The organism is Stenotrophomonas sp. AC248 (assembly GCF_979258185.1).
In genome coordinates, this window is sequence record NZ_OZ409840.1 from 2,744,422 (window position 1) to 2,765,927 (window position 21,506).

Here is a 21,506-nt window from a genome sequence, read left to right on the forward strand (position 1 = left end):
AACATGCGCATGACCACCCGACTGCTGCTGCCCACCCTGCTGCTGTGCCTGCCGCTGGCAGCCTGCGGCAACCACGATGCCGGCAAGACCGATCCGGCCACCGGCAAGGCCGCGTCACCGGCCGCTGAAGCGAGCACCGTTGGCAAGACCGTGCAGGACGCCACCGACAAGGCGCGCAGGGAACTTGCCCAAGGCAACATCAACATTTCCAACGACCAGTCCGACAAGGCCGAGATCACCCCGCAGGGCGAGCTGCTGATCAACGGCAAGACGGTCACCACCACCGCCAGCCAGCGCGCGCTGCTGCTGGATTACCGCAAGCAGGTCGAGGCGATTGCCGGCGCCGGCATGGACATCGGCGTGGCCGGTGCCAACCTGGGCGTGAAGGCGGCCGGCGAGGCGCTCAAGGGTATTTTCTCCGGGGATACCAACGGGATCGAGGAACGCGTGAACGCCGAGGCCAGCAAGATCGAAGCCCAGGCCAAGCAGCTGTGCACCCTGCTGCCGGGCATGATGGCCAAGCAGCAGGCGCTGGCCGCTGCGGTGCCCGAGTTCAAGCCGTACGCCACCATGGACCAGAGCGACATCGACGACTGCGGCAAGTAACCGCCCTGCCTGCGACGTTCGGTCGCAGCCGGGCCCGTATGCACGGGGGAGGACTAGAATGGTCCTCCCCCTTTTCATGCCTGCGCCCACCATGAAGAAGCTGTGCCTGCTGCTGTTCGCCCTGTTCTGCCTGGCCGCCACCGGCTGCGACCAGGAATACCGCAACCATCGTGCCGAGCGCGGCAAGCCGAAGATCACCGTCAGCGACGGCATGCTTACCGTGCGCCGCGCACCCGCGCCGAACATCATCGTGCTGCCCAACGGCCACATGAAGATCGACGAGATCGAAATTCCGCTCGACCCGAGCCAGCAGGCGCTGCTGCAGGGCATGTTCGGCCAGCTGCAGGTGCTGCGCCAGAACACCCTCACCGATGCCCCACCTGACCCGGCCAAGCGTTCGGTCAAGATCCAGGTGCCCGATGGCATGCAGCCGATTCCGCCGGACCTGGTGCAGCGCATTCCGGAGTTCAAGGATTACACCGAGACGTTCGACAATCTGCAGGCGGATCGGCACTGACGCTTCGGTAGCGCGGGGGTCGGTGGGTCGGGCTCTGGGCGCCCGACCCACCGACGGCCACGGAGCCAGCCCCCTGTAGAGCCGGGCTCTGCCCGGCTGCCCCTGAATTTCCGGTCACCGAACGGCTTGCTCTCGGCGGGAACGAAGCGCCGGCCAGCGGCCGGCACTACCGGCGGAACAAAAAACGGGCCTTTCGGCCCGTTTTTCTTGTTTGCTCCGGGCGTGCCGATCAACCGCCGCCGCTACTGCCAGCATGGATACCACCGGCCGTCAGCGCCGCCGGATCCAGCAGCTTGCGCAGCTCGGCCTCGGACAGCCCGCTATCTTCCAGCGCCACATCCAGCACCGGGCGCTGCTCCTTGTAGGCGCGCTTGGCGATTCCCGCGGCCTTTTCATAGCCGATGATCGGGTTCAGCGCCGTCACCAGGATCGGGTTGCGATCCAGCGCCTCGCGCACCCGGTCTTCGCGCACCGTCAGGCCGGCAATCGCGGTATCGGCCAGCAGGCGCGAGATGTTGGCCAGCAGGCCGATCCCATCGAGCAGGTTGGCCGCGATCAGCGGCAGCGTCACGTTCAACTGGAAGTTGCCGGTCTGCCCGGCCACGGTGATTGCGGTGTGGTGGCCGATCACCTGCGCACACACCATCACCGTCGCTTCGGGAATCACCGGGTTGACCTTGCCCGGCATGATCGAGCTGCCCGGCTGCAGTGCCGGAAGCTCGATCTCGCCCAGGCCGGCCAGCGGACCGGCGTTCATCCAGCGCAGGTCGTTGGCGATCTTGATCAGGGCCACCGCCAGCGCGTTGAGCTGGCCGGACAGTTCCACCGCGTCGTCCTGCGCAGCCAGGCCTTCGAACTTGTTCTCGGCGCTGTCGAACTTGACCCCGGTCTGCTGCTTGAGCAGTTTGGCCACGCGTTCGCCAAAGCGCGGATCGGCGTTGATGCCGGTGCCGATCGCGGTGCCACCCAGCGGCAGCCGACGCAGGCGCTTGAGGCTGTCTTCGATACGCTCCTGCGCCGACGACAACTGCGCCGACCACGCGCCGAACTCCTGCTCGAAGGTGAGCGGCATGGCATCCATGAGGTGGGTGCGCCCGGTCTTGACCACCTTGCGCAGGCTGCGGCCCTTCTTGTCGATGGTCTTGCGCAGGTGCACCAGCGCCGGCAGCAGCTGTTCGTGCACGCCCAGCAGCGCCGACACGCGCAGCGCCGTAGGAATCACATCGTTGGAGCTCTGCCCCTGGTTGACGTGGTCGTTGGGATGCACCGCCAGCTTGCCCGCCTTGCCCGCGCGGTTGGCCAGGGTGGCAATCACCTCGTTGGCATTCATGTTCGACGACGTGCCCGAACCGGTCTGGTACACATCGATCGGGAAGTGCGCATCGTGCTGGCCGTCGGCCACTTCGGCCGCGGCTGCCTCGACCGCCTTGCCGATGTTCTTCGGCAGATGACCGAGCTCGACGTTCACCGCCGCCGCCGCGCCCTTGACCAGGCCCAGCGCGCGGATGAAGCCGCGTGGCATACGCTGCCCGGAGACCGGGAAGTTGTTCACCGCCCGCTGCGTCTGCGCGCCCCACAACGCATCACTGGGCACCTGCAGTTCGCCCATGCTGTCGTGTTCGATCCTGAAACCCTTGCTCATTGCATTACTCCGCGATTCTTTCGGTAGGGAAAGGGAATCTGCGGCTGGCAATGGGCCTGATTCCCTGGCTGGCGGCTCTGCGCACAATACTCCCACCGTGCGCTGAAACCCAACAGCGCGGGTGATCGGCTAGACTCGGGATTCGTGTCCATTCAGAAAGATCTCCGCCCCCATGGGTGACGACCCTCACTGTAGTTCCTGGCGCGCCGCTGCGCGCGCAGCCCTGCACGCTCCCTGCGTCCATGCGGTTGCCTCCCTGCCTGCGGCCACGCCGCGAGGCGCGCGATGATCGGCAACCTGCTCCTGCTGCTGTTGGCCTTCGGCCTGGTGCTACTCAACGGCTTCTTCGTGGCCGCCGAGTTCGCCCTGGTCAAACTGCGCCATACCCAGGCCGTCGGCCTGGCCGAACGGCACGGCTGGCGCGGCCGCCTGCTGCTCAACGTGCACTCCCATCTGGATGCCTATCTGTCGGCGTGCCAGCTCGGCATCACCCTGTCGTCGCTGGGCCTGGGCTGGGTCGGCGAGCCGGCCTTCGCGCACCTGCTGCAACCGCTGTTCGATGCCTTCGGCATGAGCGCCGACGCCTCGCGCCTGACCGCTTTCATCATCGCCTTCAGCGTGATTTCGTTCCTGCACATCGTGCTGGGCGAACTGGCCCCCAAGTCGATGGCGATCCGCCGCCCGGACCGCATGTCGCTGTGGACCGCCGCGCCCCTGTACCTGTTCTACTGGGCCATGTACCCGGCCATCTGGCTGCTCAACAACAGCGCCAACGCGCTGCTGCGGCTGGCCGGCTGGGGCGATGTTGAACACACCTCGCACCGCTATTCGCGCGAGGAACTCAAGCTCATCGTCGGCCGCCAGCAGCCCACCGACAGTGCGCCCGACCACGGCCTGACCCTGATGAGCCACGCCCTGGAACTGCCGGAGCTGGTCGCCGGCGACCTGATGCGCCCGCGCGACCACCTGCGCTCGTTCCGCGATGGCATGGATCTGGCCGAGGTGATGGCCGAATTTGCCGAAAGCCGCTACAGCCGCTACCCGTGGTTCGACCGCGACGGTGAGGACGTGCTCGGCATCCTGCACATGAAGGACCTGCTGGTGGAAATCGCCCGCGGCCAGCCCACCGACGACCTGCGCGCGCTGCTGCGCCCGGCCAACCTGATCGCGCTGGAGACCCCGGTTCCCAGCGTGCTGGAACGCTTCCGCACCGGCACCACGCACCTGGCGCTGTGCGTGGAGGAACATGGCCGCATCTTGGGCTACTTCACCCTGGAAGACCTGCTGGAAGTGGTGGTGGGTGACATCGAGGACGAGCACCCGCATATCGTCAAGGACGCCCCCACCCGCGGCGCCGATGGCAGCCTGCTGGTGGCCGGCTCGACCTCGATCTTCCGGCTGGAGCGCCTGCTCGGGCATGACCTGGAGGCCCCGGACCACCTCAATTCGGTCGGCGGGCTGATCGTCCACCAGTTGCAGCGGCTGCCTGAAGAGGGCGAGCAGCTGGTGATCGACGGCCACCAGTTCACCATCAAGCGCATGGCCGGCCACCGCATCCAGGCCGTCACCGTACGCATGGCACAGGCCGAGGCCCCCGGGGCAGCGTAGAATGACGGCCCCCGCCGTCATTGCCCTGCGCCCGCCATGTCCGAATTCGCCCTGCTCGCCCTGTCCCCGCTCGATGGCCGCTACGCCGGCAAGGTCGACGCACTGCGTCCGATCTTCTCCGAATACGGCCTGATCAAGGCCCGCGTGAAGGTCGAAGTGGAGTGGCTGCTGGCCCTGGCCAACGAGCCGGGCATCGTCGAACTGGCGCCGTTCTCGGCCGCCGCCAGCGCCCGCCTGCGCGCCCTGGCCGAGGACTTCGCCCCCGCCCACGCCGCGCGGGTGAAGGAAATCGAGCGCACCACCAACCACGACGTCAAGGCGGTGGAGTACTTCATCAAGGAACAGCTCAAGGCCGACGCCGAGCTGGGCCCGGCGCTGGAGTTCGTGCATTTCGCCTGCACCAGCGAAGACATCAACAACCTCAGCTACGGCCTGATCCTGGAACAGGCCCGCCGCGAGGTGCTGCTGCCCAGCCTGGACGGCGTGACCGCCAGCCTGCGCGCCCTCGCCCATGCCCAGGCCGAACAGCCCATGCTCTCGCGCACCCATGGCCAGACCGCCTCGCCCACCACCCTGGGCAAGGAAGTGGCCAACGTGGTGGCGCGCCTGGAGCGCCAGCGCAGGCAGATCGCCGCGGTGGAACTGACCGGCAAGATCAACGGCGCGGTCGGCAACTACAACGCCCACGTCATCGCCTACCCGGCGGTCGACTGGCCGGCCTTCGCCAAGCGCTTCGTGGAAAGCCTGGGCCTGGTGTTCAACCCGTACACCACCCAGATCGAGCCGCACGACAACGTCGCCGAAATCGGCGATGCCGCGCGCCGCGCCAACATCATCCTGATCGACCTGGCGCGCGACATCTGGGGCTACATCTCGCTGGGCTACTTCAAGCAGAAGCTCAAGGAAGGCGAAGTGGGCTCCTCGACCATGCCGCACAAGGTCAACCCGATCGACTTCGAAAACGCCGAAGGCAATTTCGGCATCGCCAACGCCCTGTTCGAGCATTTCAGCGCCAAGCTGCCGATCAGCCGCTGGCAGCGCGACCTCACCGACTCCACCGTGCTGCGCGCGGTCGGCACCGCCTTCGGCCACACCCAGGTCGGCCTGGACTCGCTGGCCAAGGGCCTGGGCAAGCTGACCGTGAACCCCGAGCGCCTGGACGCCGACCTCAACGCCGCGTGGGAAGTGCTGGCCGAAGCCGTGCAGACGGTCATGCGCCGCTACGGCCTGCCCAACCCCTACGAACAGCTCAAGGCCCTCACCCGCGGCCAGGGCATCACCGCCGAATCGATGCAGGCCTTCGTCGAATCGCTGGACCTGCCCGAAGACGCCAAGCAGAACCTGCGCGACCTGACCCCGGGCGGCTACATCGGCCTGGCGGCGGACCTGGCCAAGGCGATCTGAGGATCGCGCCACCCGCAGGACCCCAGAAGGGACGCCGGCACTGCCCGCGTCCCTTCTTCGTTGTGGGCTGGGGGGCAGCCGGGCAGAGCCCGGCTCTACGGCGTTTCGTTGCAATGTGCTACCGGGTCTGGACGAAGGCCGCGGCCATCCCCGCCGCCGACCCACCCGGTAGGGTCGGATCCCGATCGACCGCCGACCCTGCTGATCAACGCGACGAACGCATGACCCTGGCCGGAGAAGGACGGGCGCTGGCATCGTCTCTTTATCGCCGCGGGCCATAGAGCAGCCGGGCAGAGCCCGGCTCTACCTGTGTTTCGTTGCAATGCGTTACCGGGTCCGGACCCCGTATCGGCAGTCGGTTGGGACCCGACCCTACCGGGCCATGCATCGTCCGGCCTTGGTCGCCGCGAAGCCACGGACGGAACGGGCCGCGGGACATCGCCCGAGCCGACGTCGCCCGGTGCGGTACCCGCGCACATTCCCGCAAGACAAAGGCCGCGGACATGCCCGTCGCCAACCCACCCGGTAGGGTCGGATCCCGATCGACCGCCGACCCTGCTGATCAACGCGACGAACGCATGATCCTGGCCGGAGAAGGACGGGCGCTGGCATCGTCTCTTTATCGCCGCGGGCCATAGAGCAGCCGGGCAGAGCCCGGCTCTACGGGGGTTTCATTGCAATGCGTTACCGGATCCGGACACGGTATCGGCAGTCGGTCGGGACCCGACCCTACCAGAGCCACACATCACCTCTGTCGTACTTCGTTACCGCACACGTCACGTAACAACGCACGCCACTGACCCGCCTTACCTGCCGCCCAGACCGGATACCGTCCAGAGGTGGCCGGGCGGCCTTGCCCAGGACCGTGTGTTGCCATGGATGGCAACACCGAGCCCCCATGGACGGGTTTACGGCGTGTCCTGGGCAAGGCTGCCCGGCCGCCTCCCGCCGCAGTCAGCCAAGGCGCTGCTTTGGACGTGGCTTTGGACGCTTCGGACGTGGCTTTGGACGTGGCCTTACGCTTTGAAACTCCACCCCCACCACCCCGCGACACCCCACCGCAGGTGCACATCGGCCCCAACCAGCGGACAATGGCCCCGCTCGCGCCGGCCACCTGCCGCGCCCCCGCTTTCCGTCTACACGCTCCAAGGATTCCCCCATGGCTGCCCGCACCACCAAGACCCCCGTCATCGAAATCCAGGCCCGCCCCGGCCTGCCGCTCGGCATGCCCGCCGCCGTCTTCCTGCGCGACTACTGGCAGAAGCGCCCGCTGCTCATCCGCGGCGCCTTCCCCGATTTCGAAACCCCCGTCCAGCCCGAAGACCTCGCCGGCCTGGCCTGCGAAGAAACCGCCCTGTCGCGCCTCATCACCCATGACCGCGCCACCGACGGCTGGAGCGTGCGTACCGGCCCGTTCCAGGAAGACGAATTCCCCGGCATGCCCGACCACGACTGGACCCTGCTCGTCCAGGACGTCGACAAGTGGGACGCCGACGTCCGCGCCCTCGTCAACCACTTCGACTTCCTGCCGCGCTGGCGCATGGACGATGTGATGATCAGCTTCGCCGCCACCGGCGGCTCGGTCGGCGCCCACGTCGACCAGTACGACGTCTTCCTGCTGCAGGCCTACGGCCACCGCCGCTGGCAGATCGACGCCAGTGAATCCACCAAGGGCAAGCGCCCCCCGCTGGACTTCCGCGACGACGTCGAACTCAAGCTCCTGCGCCGCTTCAAGCCCACCCACGACTGGGTGCTGGAACCGGGCGACATGCTCTACCTGCCGCCCAACGTCCCGCACAACGGCGTCGCCGAAGACCCCTGCCTGACCTTCTCCTTCGGCATGCGCGCACCGGCCTCGGCCGAACTGATCAGCGACTACCTGGACACCCTCATCGAAGGCGCCGACGAGTCGATCCGCTACCAGGATCCGGATCTCAAGCTGCCCGAAGACCCCAACGAAATCGACGTACTGGCCATGAACCGCGTGGTCGAGGCGCTCAATGCCATCCGCATGAACGACCCCGACAAGCTCGGCGACTGGTTCGGCCGCTTCATCACCACCTACCGCGCCGCCGGCGACGTGGTGGCCGGTGCCGACCCGCTGCCGCGCGAAGAAATCGAGGACGCGCTGGCCGCCGGCCTGGACCTGCAGCGCCACCCGTGGGCACGCATGGCCTGGCGCCGCGCCAAGCGCGGGGCCAGCCTGTACTGCAGCGGCCTGGAGTTTGCCCTGCCGGTCAAGGATGCGCAGGTCCTGGCGGCCACCGAACAGCTCGGCGGTCCGCTCTACCTCAAGCTCTCGGCCAAGGGCCGCGACGCCGTGCAGGCCCTCGTGGCCGGTGGCTACTACCAGCTGTTCGACCCGAACGCCATCGAGGAGGATGTCGATGACGAAGAGGACGACGTCGAAGACGGCCACTTCGCCGAGGACGCCGTCGTTGACGGCACCGACAGCATCGAGGTCATGCACGACGCCACCGTCGAGGCCGACGTGCATGAAGTGACCATCCACGAAGATGGCATCGAAGTCATCGTCGATTTCGACGACAGCGACGACCAGGACGACGGCAAGCCGGTCTGAGCATGGCGACCCGCTTCCAGGTCGACGTCGTGGACTACCCGACGCAGCGCGAGGCGCTGCATCGGGTCCGCCAGCGCGTGTTCGTCGAGGAGCAGCAGGTGCCGGCCGCGCTGGAAATCGACGCACTGGACCCGCTCAGCGCCCACGTACTGGCCCGTGGCAGCGACGGCGAACCGATCGGTGCCGGGCGGCTCACCCCGGACGGCCGGATCGGCCGCATGGCGGTGCTGGCCGACTGGCGGGGCCGCGGCGTCGGGGAGGCCCTGCTGCTGGCCCTGATCGACGCCGCGCGCAGCCGCCACTGGCGGGAAGTGAGCCTGCACGCCCAGCTGCCGGCCCGGGTGTTCTATACCCGCCAGGGCTTCCTGCCCGAGGGCGAGGTCTTCACCGAGGCCGGCATCGCCCACCAGCACATGCGTCTGGTGCTGGACGGGGCGGTGGCCATCGATAGTGCCGACCAGGCCGTGGCGATCACCACCGCCCTGGTCCACCGTGCCCGCCGCCAGCTGTGGCTGCACAGCCGCCAGCTCGACCCCGGGGTGCTGGATGCCCCGCCGGTGCTGGAGGCGCTGCGCCGGTTCGCCACCGCCCGCCACGACAAGCAGGCCCTGTTGATCGTGCACGACGCCGCCGCCATCGCCGAGGCCGGCTCACCGCTGCTGGGACTGCTGCAACGCCTGCCCAGCGTGTTCCGGATCCGCCAGGTCAGCGACCCGATCGACCGCGCGTCGGCCTCGGCCTGCCTGCTCAACGATGCCGGCGACTACTACTTTCGTCTGAGCGGGCACCGTTTCGACGGCGAAGCCGGGCTCGCGCTGCGAGCACGTTCGCGGCCGTTGCAGGACGGTTTGCAGCGCGTATGGGAACGTTCGCGTGAATGCAGCGAACTGCGGGCGATCGGCCTGTAGCTCACGCCACGGGCTCGAACCTGTCTGGGAATGACACCGCAGGTCCTGCCAAGGTCCCTGCGGTGCCCCTTCCTGTCCCGATGGGGGTACAATTTGGGGAGTTAGATACCGCCCGCGCAGGGCTATTCACTTTTCCCTGCCGGATCATCGAAGCCTTACCCCACAAGCGAATCCGACCCTCCATCGTGGACAATCTACTGAAGCAGTTTGCGCAGTCTTCGCAGCTCGCCGGCGGCAACGCCTCCTATATCGAGGATCTGTACGAGCAGTACCTCGTTTCTCCGGACAGTGTCGATCCCAAATGGAAGACCTACTTCGACGGCTTCAAGGGCCGCGAAGCCGGTGACATTCCGCACTCGGCCGTCATCGCCCACATCACCGACGCTGCCAAAAACGCTGCCAACAGCGGTACGGCCACCGGTGCCGGCGACGAGCGCGAGCGCAATGTCGGCCGTCTGATCACCGCCTACCGTTCGCGTGGCCACCTCGGTGCGAGCCTGGACCCGCTGGGCCTGACCCCGCCGACCAACCCGCCGGACCTGGGGCTGCCGTTCCACAGCCTGTCCGAGAGCGACCTGGGCAGCGAGTTCAGCACCGGCGGCATCGCCGGCCAGCCGCGCATGAAGCTGCGCGACCTGCTGGAGCGCCTGAAGAAGACCTACACCGGCTCGATCGGTGCGGAATTCATGCACATCTCCGAGGTCGAGCAGCGCCAGTGGCTGTACCAGCGCCTGGAAACGGCCGGTGGCAACTACAACCTGGATGCCGACACCCAGCGCCGCACCCTGGAACGCCTCACGGCGGCCGAGGGCCTGGAGCGCTACCTGCATACCAAGTACGTGGGCCAGAAGCGCTTCTCGCTGGAAGGCGGCGATGCGCTGATCCCGATGATGGACACCATCATCCGTGACGCCGGCAAGGATGGCGTCAAGGACGTGGTGATCGGCATGGCCCACCGCGGCCGCCTGAACGTGCTGGTCAACACGCTGGGCAAGAGCCCGCGCAAGCTGTTCGACGAGTTCGAAGGCAAGTTCGAGCACGACGAGCATGCCTCGGCCGGCGACGTGAAGTACCACATGGGCTTCTCGGCTGACGTGTCCACCCCGGGCGGCGCCGTCCACCTGGCGCTGGCCTTCAACCCGTCGCACCTGGAAATCGCCGACCCGGTCGTGGCCGGTTCGGTGCGTTCGCGCCAGGAGCGCCGCGGCGACACCGCGCGCAAGCAGGTGATGCCGATCCTGATCCACGGCGACGCGGCCTTCTCCGGCCAGGGCGTGGTCATGGAACTGTTCCAGATGTCCCAGGCCCGCGGCTTCGCCGTCGGTGGCACGGTGCACATCGTGGTCAACAACCAGGTCGGCTTCACCACCTCCAACCCGCTGGATACGCGCTCCACGCGCTATGCCACCGACGTGGCGAAGATGATCGCCGCCCCGGTGCTGCACGTGAATGGCGATGATCCCGAAGCGGTGGTGTTCGCTGCCCAGCTGGCCTTCGAGTTCCGCCAGAAGTTCGCCAAGGACGTGGTCATCGATCTGATGTGCTATCGCCGTTGGGGCCACAACGAGGCCGACGAACCGGCGATCACCCAGCCGCTGATGTACCAGGTGATCCGCAAGCACCAGACCACCCGCGAGCTGTACGCGGCCAAGCTGGAAGCGGCCGGCGTGATTCCGGCCGACGCCGGCAAGGCGCTGGTCGATGCTTACCGCAACAAGCTCGATGCCGGTGAAGTCACCACCGAGCTGGCAGCGGTCGAGAAGACCCCGGCCACGAGCAAGATGTACGTCGATTGGCCCGCGCTGCTGAACGGCAAGCTGTCCGATCCCATCTCCACCGCGGTGGGCATGGAGAAGGTCAAGCAGCTGGCGAAGCTGATCAACACCGTGCCCGAAGGCGTGGAGCTGCACTCGCGTGTGGCCAAGGTGTATGACGACCGTCGCAAGATGGCCGCCGGCGAGATCCCGGGCGACTGGGGCTTTGCCGAGAACCTGGCTTACGCCACCGTGCTGGACGAAGGCAACAGCCTGCGCCTGGTCGGCCAGGACGTCGGCCGCGGCACCTTCACCCACCGCCACGCGATCCTGCACGACCAGAAGACCGACAACTACTACCTGCCGCTGCGCCAGCTGGTCGAGTCGCCGGAACAGGCCACCATCATCGATTCGCTGCTCAGCGAAGAAGCGGTGATGGCCTATGAGTACGGCTTCTCCACCACCGATCCGAACACCCTGTGCATCTGGGAAGGCCAGTTCGGCGATTTCGCCAACGGCGCCCAGGTCGTGATCGATCAGTTCATCGCTGCCGGCGAAGCCAAGTGGGGCCGTATCACCGGCCTGACCCTGCTGCTGCCGCACGGTTACGAAGGCCAGGGTCCGGAGCACAGCTCCGCGCGCCTGGAGCGTTTCCTGCAGCTGTGCGCGCTGGAGAACATGCTGGTGTGCGTGCCGTCGACCCCGGCGCAGGCGTACCACATGCTGCGTCGCCAGATGCGCATGACCACGCGCAAGCCGCTGGTGGTGATGTCGCCCAAGTCGCTGCTGCGCCACAAGCTGGCCGTGTCGAGCCTGGAAGAGCTGGCCAATGGCGAGTTCCAGCACCTGATCGGCGATGCCAACGCAGACGCCAAGAAGGTCAAGCGCGTGGTGCTGTGTTCGGGCAAGGTCTATTACGACCTGCTGGAAGACCAGACCAAGCGTGGCCAGGACGATGTGGCCATCATCCGCGTCGAACAGCTGTATCCGTTCCCGCGCGCGCTGCTGGCTGCCGAACTGAAGAAGTACGGCAAGGCTGCCGATGTGGTGTGGACGCAGGAAGAGCCGCAGAACCAGGGGGCGTGGTACCAGATCCGCCACCACCTGCAGTTCTGCCTGGCCGATGGCCAGAGCCTGCACTACGCCGGTCGCGCCCGTTCGGCATCGCCGGCCGCTGGACACATGGCTGACCACATCATCGAACAGCAGAAGCTGATCGCCGATGCCCTGGTCAACCCGTTCAACGACTCGGTTGCTGAATAACCTCTCCCCCTCATTCTAGAAAAGACAAACCAGGAAGCTCCCGCATGGCCACCGAAGTCAAAGCCCCGGTACTGCCCGAATCCGTCGCCGACGGCACCATCGCCACCTGGCACAAGAAAGTCGGCGATGCCGTCAAGCGCGATGAAAACCTGCTTGATCTGGAAACCGACAAGGTCGTCCTGGAAGTGCCGTCGCCGGTCGATGGCGTGCTGAAGGAGATCAAGTTCGAGGTGGGCGCCACCGTGACCTCCAGCCAGATCGTGGCCATCATCGAAGAAGGCGCCGTGGCCGCTGCCCCGGCTCCGGCTGCGGAAGAGAAGAAGGCTGACGCCGCACCGGCCGCTGCTGCGCCGGCCGCGGCTGCTGCCCCGGCACCGGCCGCCAAGTCGGCTGCCGACGGCCTGCCCCCGGGCGCCCGTTTCTCGGCGATCACCGAAGGCGTGAACCCGGCCGACGTATCCGGCACCGGCCGTCATGGCGCGGTGACCAAGGAAGACATCGTCAACTTCGCCCGCAGTGGCGGCGCTGGCAAGGCCGCCGGTGCGCGTCCGGAAGAACGCGTGCCGATGACCCGCATCCGCAAGCGCATCGCCGAGCGCCTGATGCAGTCCAAGAACAGCACCGCCATGCTGACCACCTTCAACGAGGTCGACCTGTCCAAGGTCTCGGCCGCGCGCAAGGATCTGCAGGACGAGTTCGTCAAGGCCCACGGCATCAAGCTGGGCTTCATGAGCTTCTTCGTGAAGGCCGCCGCCAACGCGCTGCAGCGCTTCCCGCTGGTCAATGCCTCGATCGACGGCGACGACGTCATCTATCACGGCTACTCGGACATCTCCATCGCCGTGTCGACCGAAAAGGGCCTGGTGACGCCGGTGCTGCGCAACGTCGAGCGCATGTCGTTTGCCGACATCGAAAAGACCATCGCCGACTACGCCAAGAAGGCCCGTGACGGCAAGCTGAGCCTGGAAGAACTGCAGGGCGGCACCTTCACCGTGACCAACGGCGGCACCTTCGGCTCGCTGCTGTCCACGCCGATCATCAACCCGCCGCAGAGCGCCATCCTGGGCATGCATGCCATCAAGGAGCGTCCGATCGCCCAGAACGGCCAGGTCGTGATCGCCCCGATGATGTACCTGGCGCTGTCCTACGACCATCGCATCATCGATGGCAAGGATTCGGTGCAGTTCCTGGTGGACATCAAGAACCAGCTGGAAAACCCGGGCCGCATGCTGTTCGGCCTGTAAGACCTGCCACCCCTCCGCGCCTGCGCGGAGGGGTGTTGGTTTTACGGCACTGCACCGCACTGCCCTGCTCTCTCCCCGGCGCCTGCGCGCCACCGGCTTCGACCGAAGCTCGGGAATGCAACAAGGACTATTTCAATGGCTGAACAATTCGACGTCGTCGTCATCGGTGCCGGTCCGGCCGGCTACCACGCCGCCATCCGTGCCGCGCAGCTGGGTCTGAAGACCGCCTGCATCGACGCGGCCCTGGGCAAGGACGGCAAGCCGGCCCTCGGTGGCACCTGCCTGCGCGTGGGCTGCATCCCGTCCAAGGCGCTGCTGGATTCCTCGCGCCAGTTCTGGAACATGGGCCACATCTTTGGCGACCACGGCATCAGCTTCAAGGACGCCAAGATGGACGTCGAAGCGATGGTTGGCCGCAAGGACAAGATCGTCAAGCAGTTCACCGGCGGCATCGGCATGCTGTTCAAGGCCAACAAGGTCGCCGCCTACTACGGCTTCGGCGAACTGCAGCCGGGCAACGTGGTCAAGGTCACCCAGCATGACGGTTCCATTGTCGAGCTGAAGGGCACCAACGTCATCATCGCCGCCGGTTCGGACTCGATCGAACTGCCGTTCGCCAAGTTCGACGGCGACACCATCGTCGACAACGTCGGCGGCCTGGACTTCACCGAAGTGCCGGCCCGCCTGGCCGTGATCGGCGCCGGCGTGATCGGTCTGGAACTGGGCAGCGTGTGGAAGCGCCTGGGTTCGGAAGTAACCATCCTGGAAGCGCTGCCGGAGTTCCTGGCCGCGGCGGATACCGAAGTGGCCAAGGCGGCCGCCAAGGAATTCAAGAAGCAGGGCCTGGACATCCGCCTGGGCGCCAAGGTCTCCAAGGCCGAAGTGACCAGCAAGGGCAAGAAGAAGGAAGTCGCCCTGACCTACGCCGACGCGGAAGGCGAAAAGAGCCTGATCGTGGACAAGCTGCTGGTGGCCGTTGGCCGTCGCGCCGCGACCAAGGGCCTGCTGGCCGAAGGCACCGGCGTCAAGGTCAACGAGCGTGGCCAGATCGAAGTGGACGACCATTGCCACACCGGCGTCGACGGCGTGTGGGCGGTCGGTGACTGCGTGCGCGGCCCGATGCTGGCGCACAAGGGCTTCGAGGAAGGCATCGCGGTTGCCGAGCTGATCGCCGGCCTGCCGGGCCACGTCAACTTCGACACCATTCCGTGGGTCATCTACACCGAGCCGGAGCTGGCCTGGGTTGGCAAGACCGAGCAGCAGCTGAAGGCCGAAGGCATTCCGTACAAGGCCGGCAGCTTCCCGTTCGCCGCCAACGGCCGTGCCGTGGCCATGATCGAGCCGGCCGGCTTCGTCAAGGTGCTGGCCCACGCTGAAACCGACCGCGTGCTCGGCATGCACCTGGTGGGTGCCAACGTGTCGGAACTGGTGCACGAAGGCGTTCTGACCATGGAGTTCAACGGCTCGTCCGACGACCTGGCGCGCATCTGCCACGCCCACCCGTCGCTGTCCGAAGCGGTGCATGACGCGGCCATGGCCGTGACCAAGCGCGCGATCCACAAGGCGAACTGATCGCCCTGCGGTACGCGTAACGAAAAACCCCGCCAGGGCGGGGTTTTTTTTGCCTGCTCATCCGGTGGTGCGGCTCGCTGGCACTCGCCTCGACCATCGCTCCGGTGGGGTGGCTCGCTGGCACTCGCCTCGACCATCGCGCCGGTGGGTGGCTCTCTGGCACTCGCCTCGACCATCGCTCCGGTAGTGCCGGCCGCTGGCCGGCTCCTCGATCAGCCCTACGTGGAGCCGGCCAGCGGCCGGCACTACCGGCGAGATTCCGTCAGCAACACTGCAGCCCCACCCAAGTCTGCGACAGGTCCCGCGCGGCCAGGTCCTGCCGGCGCACCCAGGTGTACAGCATTCCCGAATCGCCCCACATCGCCTCGTCGTCCGAATCCAGCTGCAGCAGCAGCGTCCAGTCGCCCACGCCGGCCTCCAGCGCAGCCGCGCGGGGATCGCCATACCCGCTCGGGTCGCCGCAATACAGCCCATGGCTGACCAGCTGCGCTTCCAGTGCCATGTCACCCTGCACGTTGTGCGACCAGCCACCCAGGCCGTGCCGTTCGCCCGGCGTCGGCGACCCCAGGTCGGCAACCTCCTCCACCAGCGCGTAGTAGCCCTCCTCCGCGGCGTCGTCCCAGCTCAACCCCGCGTCACGCAGCGCCTGCGCCACCTGCTCGCCCTCGGACGAAAACGGATGCGGCAGGCTCCAGGCCGGGTGGAGCGCCAACGCGGACGGCGCCAGCGCGGCCTCCGCATCCGGCGCAGGCAGCCGCTGCAATTCGCCCGGGTCGAACAGGTAGATGCCATGCCCACTGCGATCGGCCGGGTCGAAGCCCCACGGTTGTGTCTGGGTGTCGTAGAAGAACGACAGCACGCCCCGCGCAGGCAGGTCCAGCCCGCACTGCAGACCCTGCAGGTCGGCCAGGTTGATCTGCAGCAGGAAGTCCAGCGTCCTGCCCTTGTGGGTAGGCCACGCGAACCCTGCGGGCACATCCGGCCCGCCGCCGATCCGTGAGGCGCCGATCGGTGCATCCGTCTCCGCCCGACGGCTGAAACCCACGCGCGGCCGCAACCACGGCAGCAGCGCACTGGCATGCGGACCAAGCCCATGCGATGCGCAGAGCGCGATGAAATCCTGTTCCGGCAACGTCATGACCACATCCCTGTCTGAAGGCAGCCAGCAGTCTAGGCGCAGCACCGACAAAACCGGTAGAGCCGACCGTTGGTCGGCTGCGCTTTCTGCCGGGCACACGAGGAGCCGGCCAGCGGCCGGCACTACCGATTTTCCAGGAGCCGGCCAGCGGCCGGCACTACCGATTTTCGAGGCGCCGGCCAGCAAGCCGGCATCATCCGGGTCAGGCCGCCAGCGGGCGGCCGCCGCCGCCCAGCAGGCGCGCCGGCAGCATGAACAGCGCGCGCAGGAACGCGAACAGCGCCGAGAAGGTGATGCCCACCAGGCGGAACGGCAGGCTCAACAGCCACACCAAGGGCCAGGCGACCAGCGCCAGGATCGCCAGCGGCCAGCACAGCACGAACAACAGGCACCACACCCCCAGCGCAAGCAGTGTCTTCATCGTCGGTCTCCACCGGCATCGGGCGACAATGCCCGCAGCCTCACGTTGCCGCTGCGCCGTCCGCGCGGCAAGCGGGATGCGACGAACGCCGACCCCGGCCGACGAAAGCAGGAATACGCCGATGAGCGGGTAGAGCCGAGCGTTGCTCGGCTGAACCGCCAGCATCGCCGCTTCGGTAGAGCCGAGCGTTGCTCGGCTGAACCGCCAGCATCGCCGCTTCGGTAGAGCCGAGCGTTGCTCGGCTGAACCGCCAGCATCGCCGCTTCGGTAGAGCCGAGCGTTGCTCGGCTGAACGGCCAGGATCGCCGGCCGCGAGAGCAGCCGACCAACGGTCGGCTCTACCCCGTTCCGGGGCCCAGGCGTACCGCCCCATCGCCAAGGCGTACCGCCCCATCGCCAAGGCGTACCGACCCATCGCCCAGGCGTACCGACCCATCGCCGGGCGTACCGACCAACGGCCGGTACCCAATCCGTTACAGGACCCGGGCCAACCACCGGTAGCACACGACCGTTGGTCGTGTGCCGCAGGTCATTCGAACGAACCCACCGAATCGTGCGACAGGTTGTCGAAACGGGTGTACTCACCGAAGAACTTGAGCTTGCACGAGCCGGTCGGGCCGCCGCGGTGCTTGCCGATGATGATCTCGGCCAGGCCCTTGTCGGGCGAGTTTTCCTTGTTGTAATAGTCGTCGCGGTAGATGAACACGATCATGTCCGCGTCCTGCTCGATAGCGCCGGATTCGCGAAGGTCGGCCATCACCGGGCGCTTGTCGGTACGCGTTTCCAGCGAGCGGTTGAGCTGGGACAGCGCGATCACCGGCACGTTGAGTTCCTTGGCCAGGCCCTTCAACGAACGCGAGATTTCCGAGATTTCGGTCGCGCGGTTTTCGCTGTTGCCCGGCACGCTCATCAGCTGCAGGTAGTCGATCACGATCAGGCCCAGGTCGTGCTCGCGCTTGAGGCGGCGGCACTTGGAGCGCAGGATCTCCGGCGACACGCCCGGCGTGTCGTCGATGAAGATCTTGGTTTCCTTCAGCATCCGGATCGCACCGGTCACCCGGCTCCAGTCTTCGTCTTCCAGCTGGCCGGTACGCAGGCGCTGGGCGTTGATGCGGCCGTTGGAGGAAATCAGACGCATGGCCAGCTGCGAGGCCGACATTTCCATCGAGAAGACCGCCACGCCCTTCTTGGACTTGATCGCCGCGTACTCGGCGATGTTCAGCGCGAAGGTGGTCTTGCCCATGGCCGGGCGCGCGGCCAGGATGATCAGGTCGGTCGGCTGCAGGCCTGAGGTCATCGCGTCGAAATCGGCGTAGCCGGTCGGCAGACCGGTGATGTTGCCGCCGTTCTCGAAGCGGTTGCGCAGTTCTTCGAACGCATCTTTCAACGCGCCGGGCATCGCCACGAAATCGGTGCGGCCACGCGCGCCCTGCTCGGCAATGGCGAACACCGACTTTTCCGCCGCCGACAGCAGTTCGCTGCTCTCGCGGCCTTCGGGCTGGAATCCGTCGTTGACGATGTCGGTGCCCACCTGGATCAGCTGGCGCAGCACCGCCTTGTCACGCACGATCTCGGCGTAGGCGGCGATGTTGGCCGCCGACGGCGTGGTGCTGGCCAGTTCGATCAGGTAGGCGCCGTCAGCCACCAGTTCCATGCGGCCCTGCGACTCGAACCACTCGCCCAGGGTGACCGCATCGAACGGGCGGTCGCGCTCGGACAGCTCGCGGATCGCCCGGTAGATCATCTGGTGGTCGCGACGGTAGAAGTCGGTCTCGGTCAGCTGGTCGTTGATGCGGTCGTAGCTTTCCGGCGCCAGCATCAACCCGCCCAGCACCGCCTGTTCGGCCTCGATCGAATGCGGCGGCACGCGCAGCTGGTCGATCCGCGATTCATCGCGGTCGAAGCGGTCACCGCGGTCTTTGCGGTCGGAACGGAAGCCAGAGCGGGCGGACATGTGAAGGCGTACTTCCTGCGGTGCGGGGCGTGGGGCATGGTAGGCACGGCGCGCGCGCCGCAACCACGCACAACCCTGTGGATAAGCAGTGGATGAGCTGGGTATAACGGCGCTTGCCGGCCGGTTGCGGCGGCAGCGCGTGGCGCACGACGCCGGGCCGTGCGCCGAACCGCATTATCGCAGAAGCACCCGGCTCAATGCTGACCGCCGTGGGTGGCGATCCAGGCGAGGAACTTGTCCACGAAACCCTGCAGGAACGTGCGGGTGCCTTCACTGGTGATGGTGCCCGCCTCGTCGATCAGGCCCTCCTTGAAATGCAGGAACACCTCCGGCTGGCCCAGCACCGGCATGTCCAGGTAGGCCAGCACGTTGCGCAGGTGCTGCTGGGCCAGCGCGGTGCCGATCACGCCGATAGAGGCCCCGACCACCGCCGCCGGCTTGCCGGCGAAGGCGCTGTCGCCGTAGGGCCGCGAGCCCAGGTCGATGGCGTTCTTGAGCACGCCGGGAATGGAACGGTTGTACTCGGGAGTAACGAACAGCACCGCGTCGGCGTCACGGATCTGCTGCTTCAGGCGGACGCCCTGGGCCGGGTAGTCCTTGTCGAAATCCTGGTTGTAGAGCGGCAGGTCGCCGATCTCCACATGCTCGAAGCGTGCCTTGCCGCCGGCCAGCTTCTCCAGCGCGTGGGCGAGCGCCTTGTTGTGCGAGCCCTTGCGCAGGCTGCCAACCAGTACCGCAATCTTCACGTCGGCCATGGGATGTCTCCGTTGGGGGAAAACCCCAGCCTAGGCGGGCGGCCCTTCGGTCATGGTGAAGGGGGTAGAGCCACCCCATGGGTGGCTACCTTTGAACCCCGCATCATCGGCGCGTCAGCCACCCATGGGGTGGCTCTACCAGGGCGCCATGCGCACGTGGATGGCGCGCGCGTGCCGACCAACGGTCGGCAGCTACGCGCGCGGGACGGTGGCGCGCACGTCGCGCCAATGCGCCTGCCAGGCCTGGAACATCAACACGTTCCACAGGTGCGTGTGCCACTTGCGCTCGCCCTGCTGGAACTGCTGCCACAGCGGCACCACCGCCTCGACGTTGAACACGCCCTCGGCAGCCAGCCGCGCCGGGTCCAGCAGTGCGTCGGCCCAGCCGCGCAGGTCGCCCTTGAGCCAGGCGCTGACCGGCGCGCCGAAACCGCGCTTGGGCCGGTGCACCATGTCCTGCGGCACGTACCGGCCCAGCACCCGCTTCAGCAGGTACTTGCTCACCCCGTCGCGCTGCTTCATGCCCAGCGGCAGCGACCAGGCGAACTCGGCCACGCGCCAGTCCAGCAGCGGGGCGCGCGCCTCCAGGCTCACCGCCATGCTGGTGCGGTCCACCTTGCACAGCAGGTCGTCGGGCAGATAGGTGTTGAAGTCGGCCAGCATCATCGCGTCGGCCGGCGAGCCGGCGCCGTGCAGCGGGTCGGCCAGGTCGTAGAAGCTGCCGGCCCCGGTGGCCCCCTTCACCGCCGCGACCGGGTCGCGCCAGCGCGAGATGCGGTTGCGGTACACATCGCCGATGCCGCGCGCGCCAGTCTCGGCCAGCAGCGCGGCCAGCCCGCCGGTGCGCGAGGCCTCGCCCTGGGTCTGCGAACGGGCCGCCATCCAGCGCCGCAGCGGTGCCGGCACCTTGCCCAGCATCGCCCAGTTGCGCAGTGCGCGCTGGTACCGGCTGTAGCCGAAGAACAGTTCATCGCCGCCGTCGCCGGACAGCGCCACGGTGACCGAACCGCGCGCCAGCTTGGCCACCAGCGCGGTGGGCACCTGCGAGGCATCGGCAAACGGCTCGTCGAACATCGCCGGCAACTGCGGCACCACCGCCAAGGCATCCGCACCGCTGACATACAGCTCGGTGTGGTCGGTGCCCAGGTGTTGCGCCAGCGCCTTGGCCAGCGGCGCTTCGTCGTGGTCCGAGCCCTGGAAACCGATGCTGAAACTGTGGATCGGCGATGCCGACTGCGCCTGCATCAGCGCGGCCACCACCGACGAATCGGTGCCGCCGGACAGGAACACCCCCACCGGCACGTCGGCCACCATGCGCAGCGCCACCGCGTCGCGCAGCACCGCGTCCAGCTGCGCTTCGGCCTCGTCATCGCTGCCCCGGAACGGCTGCGCCAGCGCCTGCTGCATGCGCTCGCGCGCATTCCAGAACGGCACCTGCTGCTGGTCCGGGCGGTGCGCCGCGGCACCGGCCGCTACAGCCGCCGCATCCAGCCGCAGCGCGCGGCCGGGCATCAGCTTGAAGCAGCGTTCGTGGATGCAGTGCGGGGCGGGAATGTAATCCAGCCGCAGCAGCAGGGTCAGCGCGTCGCGGTCGATGTCGTTGTCGAAGTGCGGGTGCTGCCACAGCGCCTTCAGCTCCGAGCCGAACACCAGCGCATCGCCGGCCCAGCCGTAGTACAGCGGCTTCTTGCCGACCCGGTCGCGGGCCAGCCACAGGCACTGCTCGGCGTGGTCCCACAGCGCGATGGCGAACATGCCGTTGGCGCGCTGCAGGGTTTCGTCCAGCCCCCAGGCCACGAACGCGGCCAGCAACACTTCGGTATCCGAATGGCCGCGGAAGCGGTGGCCCAGCGCTTCCAGCTCGGCACGCAGGGCGGCGAAGTTGTATACCTCGCCGTTGTAGGCCAGCACGTAACGGCCGTCGTTGGACGCCATCGGCTGGTGCCCCAGCGGCGACAGGTCCAGGATGCTCAGCCGCCGGTGCGCCAGCGCGATGCCACGGCCGGCATCGGCCCACACCCCGCTGTCATCCGGGCCACGATGGACCAGCGCATCGCCCATGCGGCGCGCCAAGCCTTCCAGTGCTGCCTGTTCCGTTACCGGACCCGGCAACAGCATTCCTGCCAATCCACACATGCG

At 67.3% G+C, this 21,506-nt stretch carries 15 protein-coding genes; 9 read left to right on the forward strand and 6 right to left on the reverse strand.

Going from position 1 to position 21,506, the window contains the following annotated elements; genetic code table 11:
* Positions 1–9 precede the first annotated feature (9 nt).
* A complete protein-coding gene (locus ACZ0AE_RS12520) occupies positions 10–606 on the forward strand; it encodes a DUF2884 family protein (protein ID WP_463601287.1) in 597 nt (198 codons plus the stop codon).
* A 91-nt stretch (positions 607–697) separates the two neighbouring features.
* Entirely contained in the window at positions 698–1,123 is a 426-nt protein-coding gene (locus tag ACZ0AE_RS12525; RefSeq protein WP_137190089.1) for a hypothetical protein, read from the forward strand.
* Positions 1,124–1,352: 229 nt separating this feature from the next.
* Here the strand turns inward: ACZ0AE_RS12525 and ACZ0AE_RS12530 are convergent, their stop codons facing one another.
* A complete protein-coding gene (locus ACZ0AE_RS12530) occupies positions 1,353–2,765 on the reverse strand; it encodes a class II fumarate hydratase (RefSeq protein WP_428712742.1) in 1,413 nt (470 codons plus the stop codon).
* 285 nt (positions 2,766–3,050) lie between these two features.
* Between ACZ0AE_RS12530 and ACZ0AE_RS12535 the strand changes: the two genes are divergently transcribed.
* The 7 genes from ACZ0AE_RS12535 to lpdA all read left to right on the forward strand — a co-directional run bounded on the left by ACZ0AE_RS12535 (position 3,051) and on the right by lpdA (position 15,099).
* Complete coding sequence (locus tag ACZ0AE_RS12535; RefSeq protein WP_463601288.1) at positions 3,051–4,373, forward strand: hemolysin family protein; 1,323 nt, start codon at positions 3,051–3,053, stop codon at positions 4,371–4,373.
* A 36-nt stretch (positions 4,374–4,409) separates the two neighbouring features.
* The gene (gene purB, locus ACZ0AE_RS12540; protein WP_038687585.1) at positions 4,410–5,777 is read left to right on the forward strand and encodes an adenylosuccinate lyase; all 1,368 of its coding nucleotides are present in this window, start codon (positions 4,410–4,412) and stop codon (positions 5,775–5,777) included.
* Between the two features lie 1,159 nt (positions 5,778–6,936).
* A complete protein-coding gene (locus tag ACZ0AE_RS12545; RefSeq protein ID WP_463601289.1) occupies positions 6,937–8,358 on the forward strand; it encodes a ribosomal protein uL16 3-hydroxylase in 1,422 nt (473 codons plus the stop codon).
* Between the two features lie 2 nt (positions 8,359–8,360).
* A complete protein-coding gene (locus tag ACZ0AE_RS12550; RefSeq protein WP_463601290.1) occupies positions 8,361–9,266 on the forward strand; it encodes a GNAT family N-acetyltransferase in 906 nt (301 codons plus the stop codon).
* Between the two features lie 185 nt (positions 9,267–9,451).
* Positions 9,452–12,283, forward strand: a complete 2,832-nt coding sequence (locus tag ACZ0AE_RS12555) for a 2-oxoglutarate dehydrogenase E1 component (RefSeq protein ID WP_463601291.1) — start codon at positions 9,452–9,454, stop codon at positions 12,281–12,283.
* Between the two features lie 44 nt (positions 12,284–12,327).
* Complete coding sequence (gene sucB / locus ACZ0AE_RS12560) at positions 12,328–13,527, forward strand: dihydrolipoyllysine-residue succinyltransferase (RefSeq protein WP_463601292.1); 1,200 nt, start codon at positions 12,328–12,330, stop codon at positions 13,525–13,527.
* A 135-nt stretch (positions 13,528–13,662) separates the two neighbouring features.
* Entirely contained in the window at positions 13,663–15,099 is a 1,437-nt protein-coding gene (gene lpdA, locus ACZ0AE_RS12565) for a dihydrolipoyl dehydrogenase (protein WP_128097262.1), read from the forward strand.
* A gap of 262 nt (positions 15,100–15,361) precedes the next feature.
* Here the strand turns inward: lpdA and ACZ0AE_RS12570 are convergent, their stop codons facing one another.
* The 5 genes from ACZ0AE_RS12570 to asnB form a co-directional block, all read right to left on the reverse strand.
* A complete protein-coding gene (locus tag ACZ0AE_RS12570; protein WP_463601293.1) occupies positions 15,362–16,237 on the reverse strand; it encodes a YwqG family protein in 876 nt (291 codons plus the stop codon).
* A 202-nt stretch (positions 16,238–16,439) separates the two neighbouring features.
* Positions 16,440–16,658, reverse strand: a complete 219-nt coding sequence (locus tag ACZ0AE_RS12575; RefSeq protein WP_038687576.1) for a hypothetical protein — start codon at positions 16,656–16,658, stop codon at positions 16,440–16,442.
* A 529-nt stretch (positions 16,659–17,187) separates the two neighbouring features.
* On the reverse strand, positions 17,188–18,612 hold the full coding sequence (locus tag ACZ0AE_RS12580; protein ID WP_038687575.1) for a replicative DNA helicase: 1,425 nt from the start codon (positions 18,610–18,612) through the stop codon (positions 17,188–17,190).
* A gap of 194 nt (positions 18,613–18,806) precedes the next feature.
* Positions 18,807–19,367, reverse strand: a complete 561-nt coding sequence (locus ACZ0AE_RS12585; RefSeq protein ID WP_137189874.1) for an NADPH-dependent FMN reductase — start codon at positions 19,365–19,367, stop codon at positions 18,807–18,809.
* Between the two features lie 192 nt (positions 19,368–19,559).
* Complete coding sequence (asnB, locus tag ACZ0AE_RS12590; RefSeq protein WP_463601294.1) at positions 19,560–21,503, reverse strand: asparagine synthase (glutamine-hydrolyzing); 1,944 nt, start codon at positions 21,501–21,503, stop codon at positions 19,560–19,562.
* Positions 21,504–21,506 lie beyond the last annotated feature (3 nt).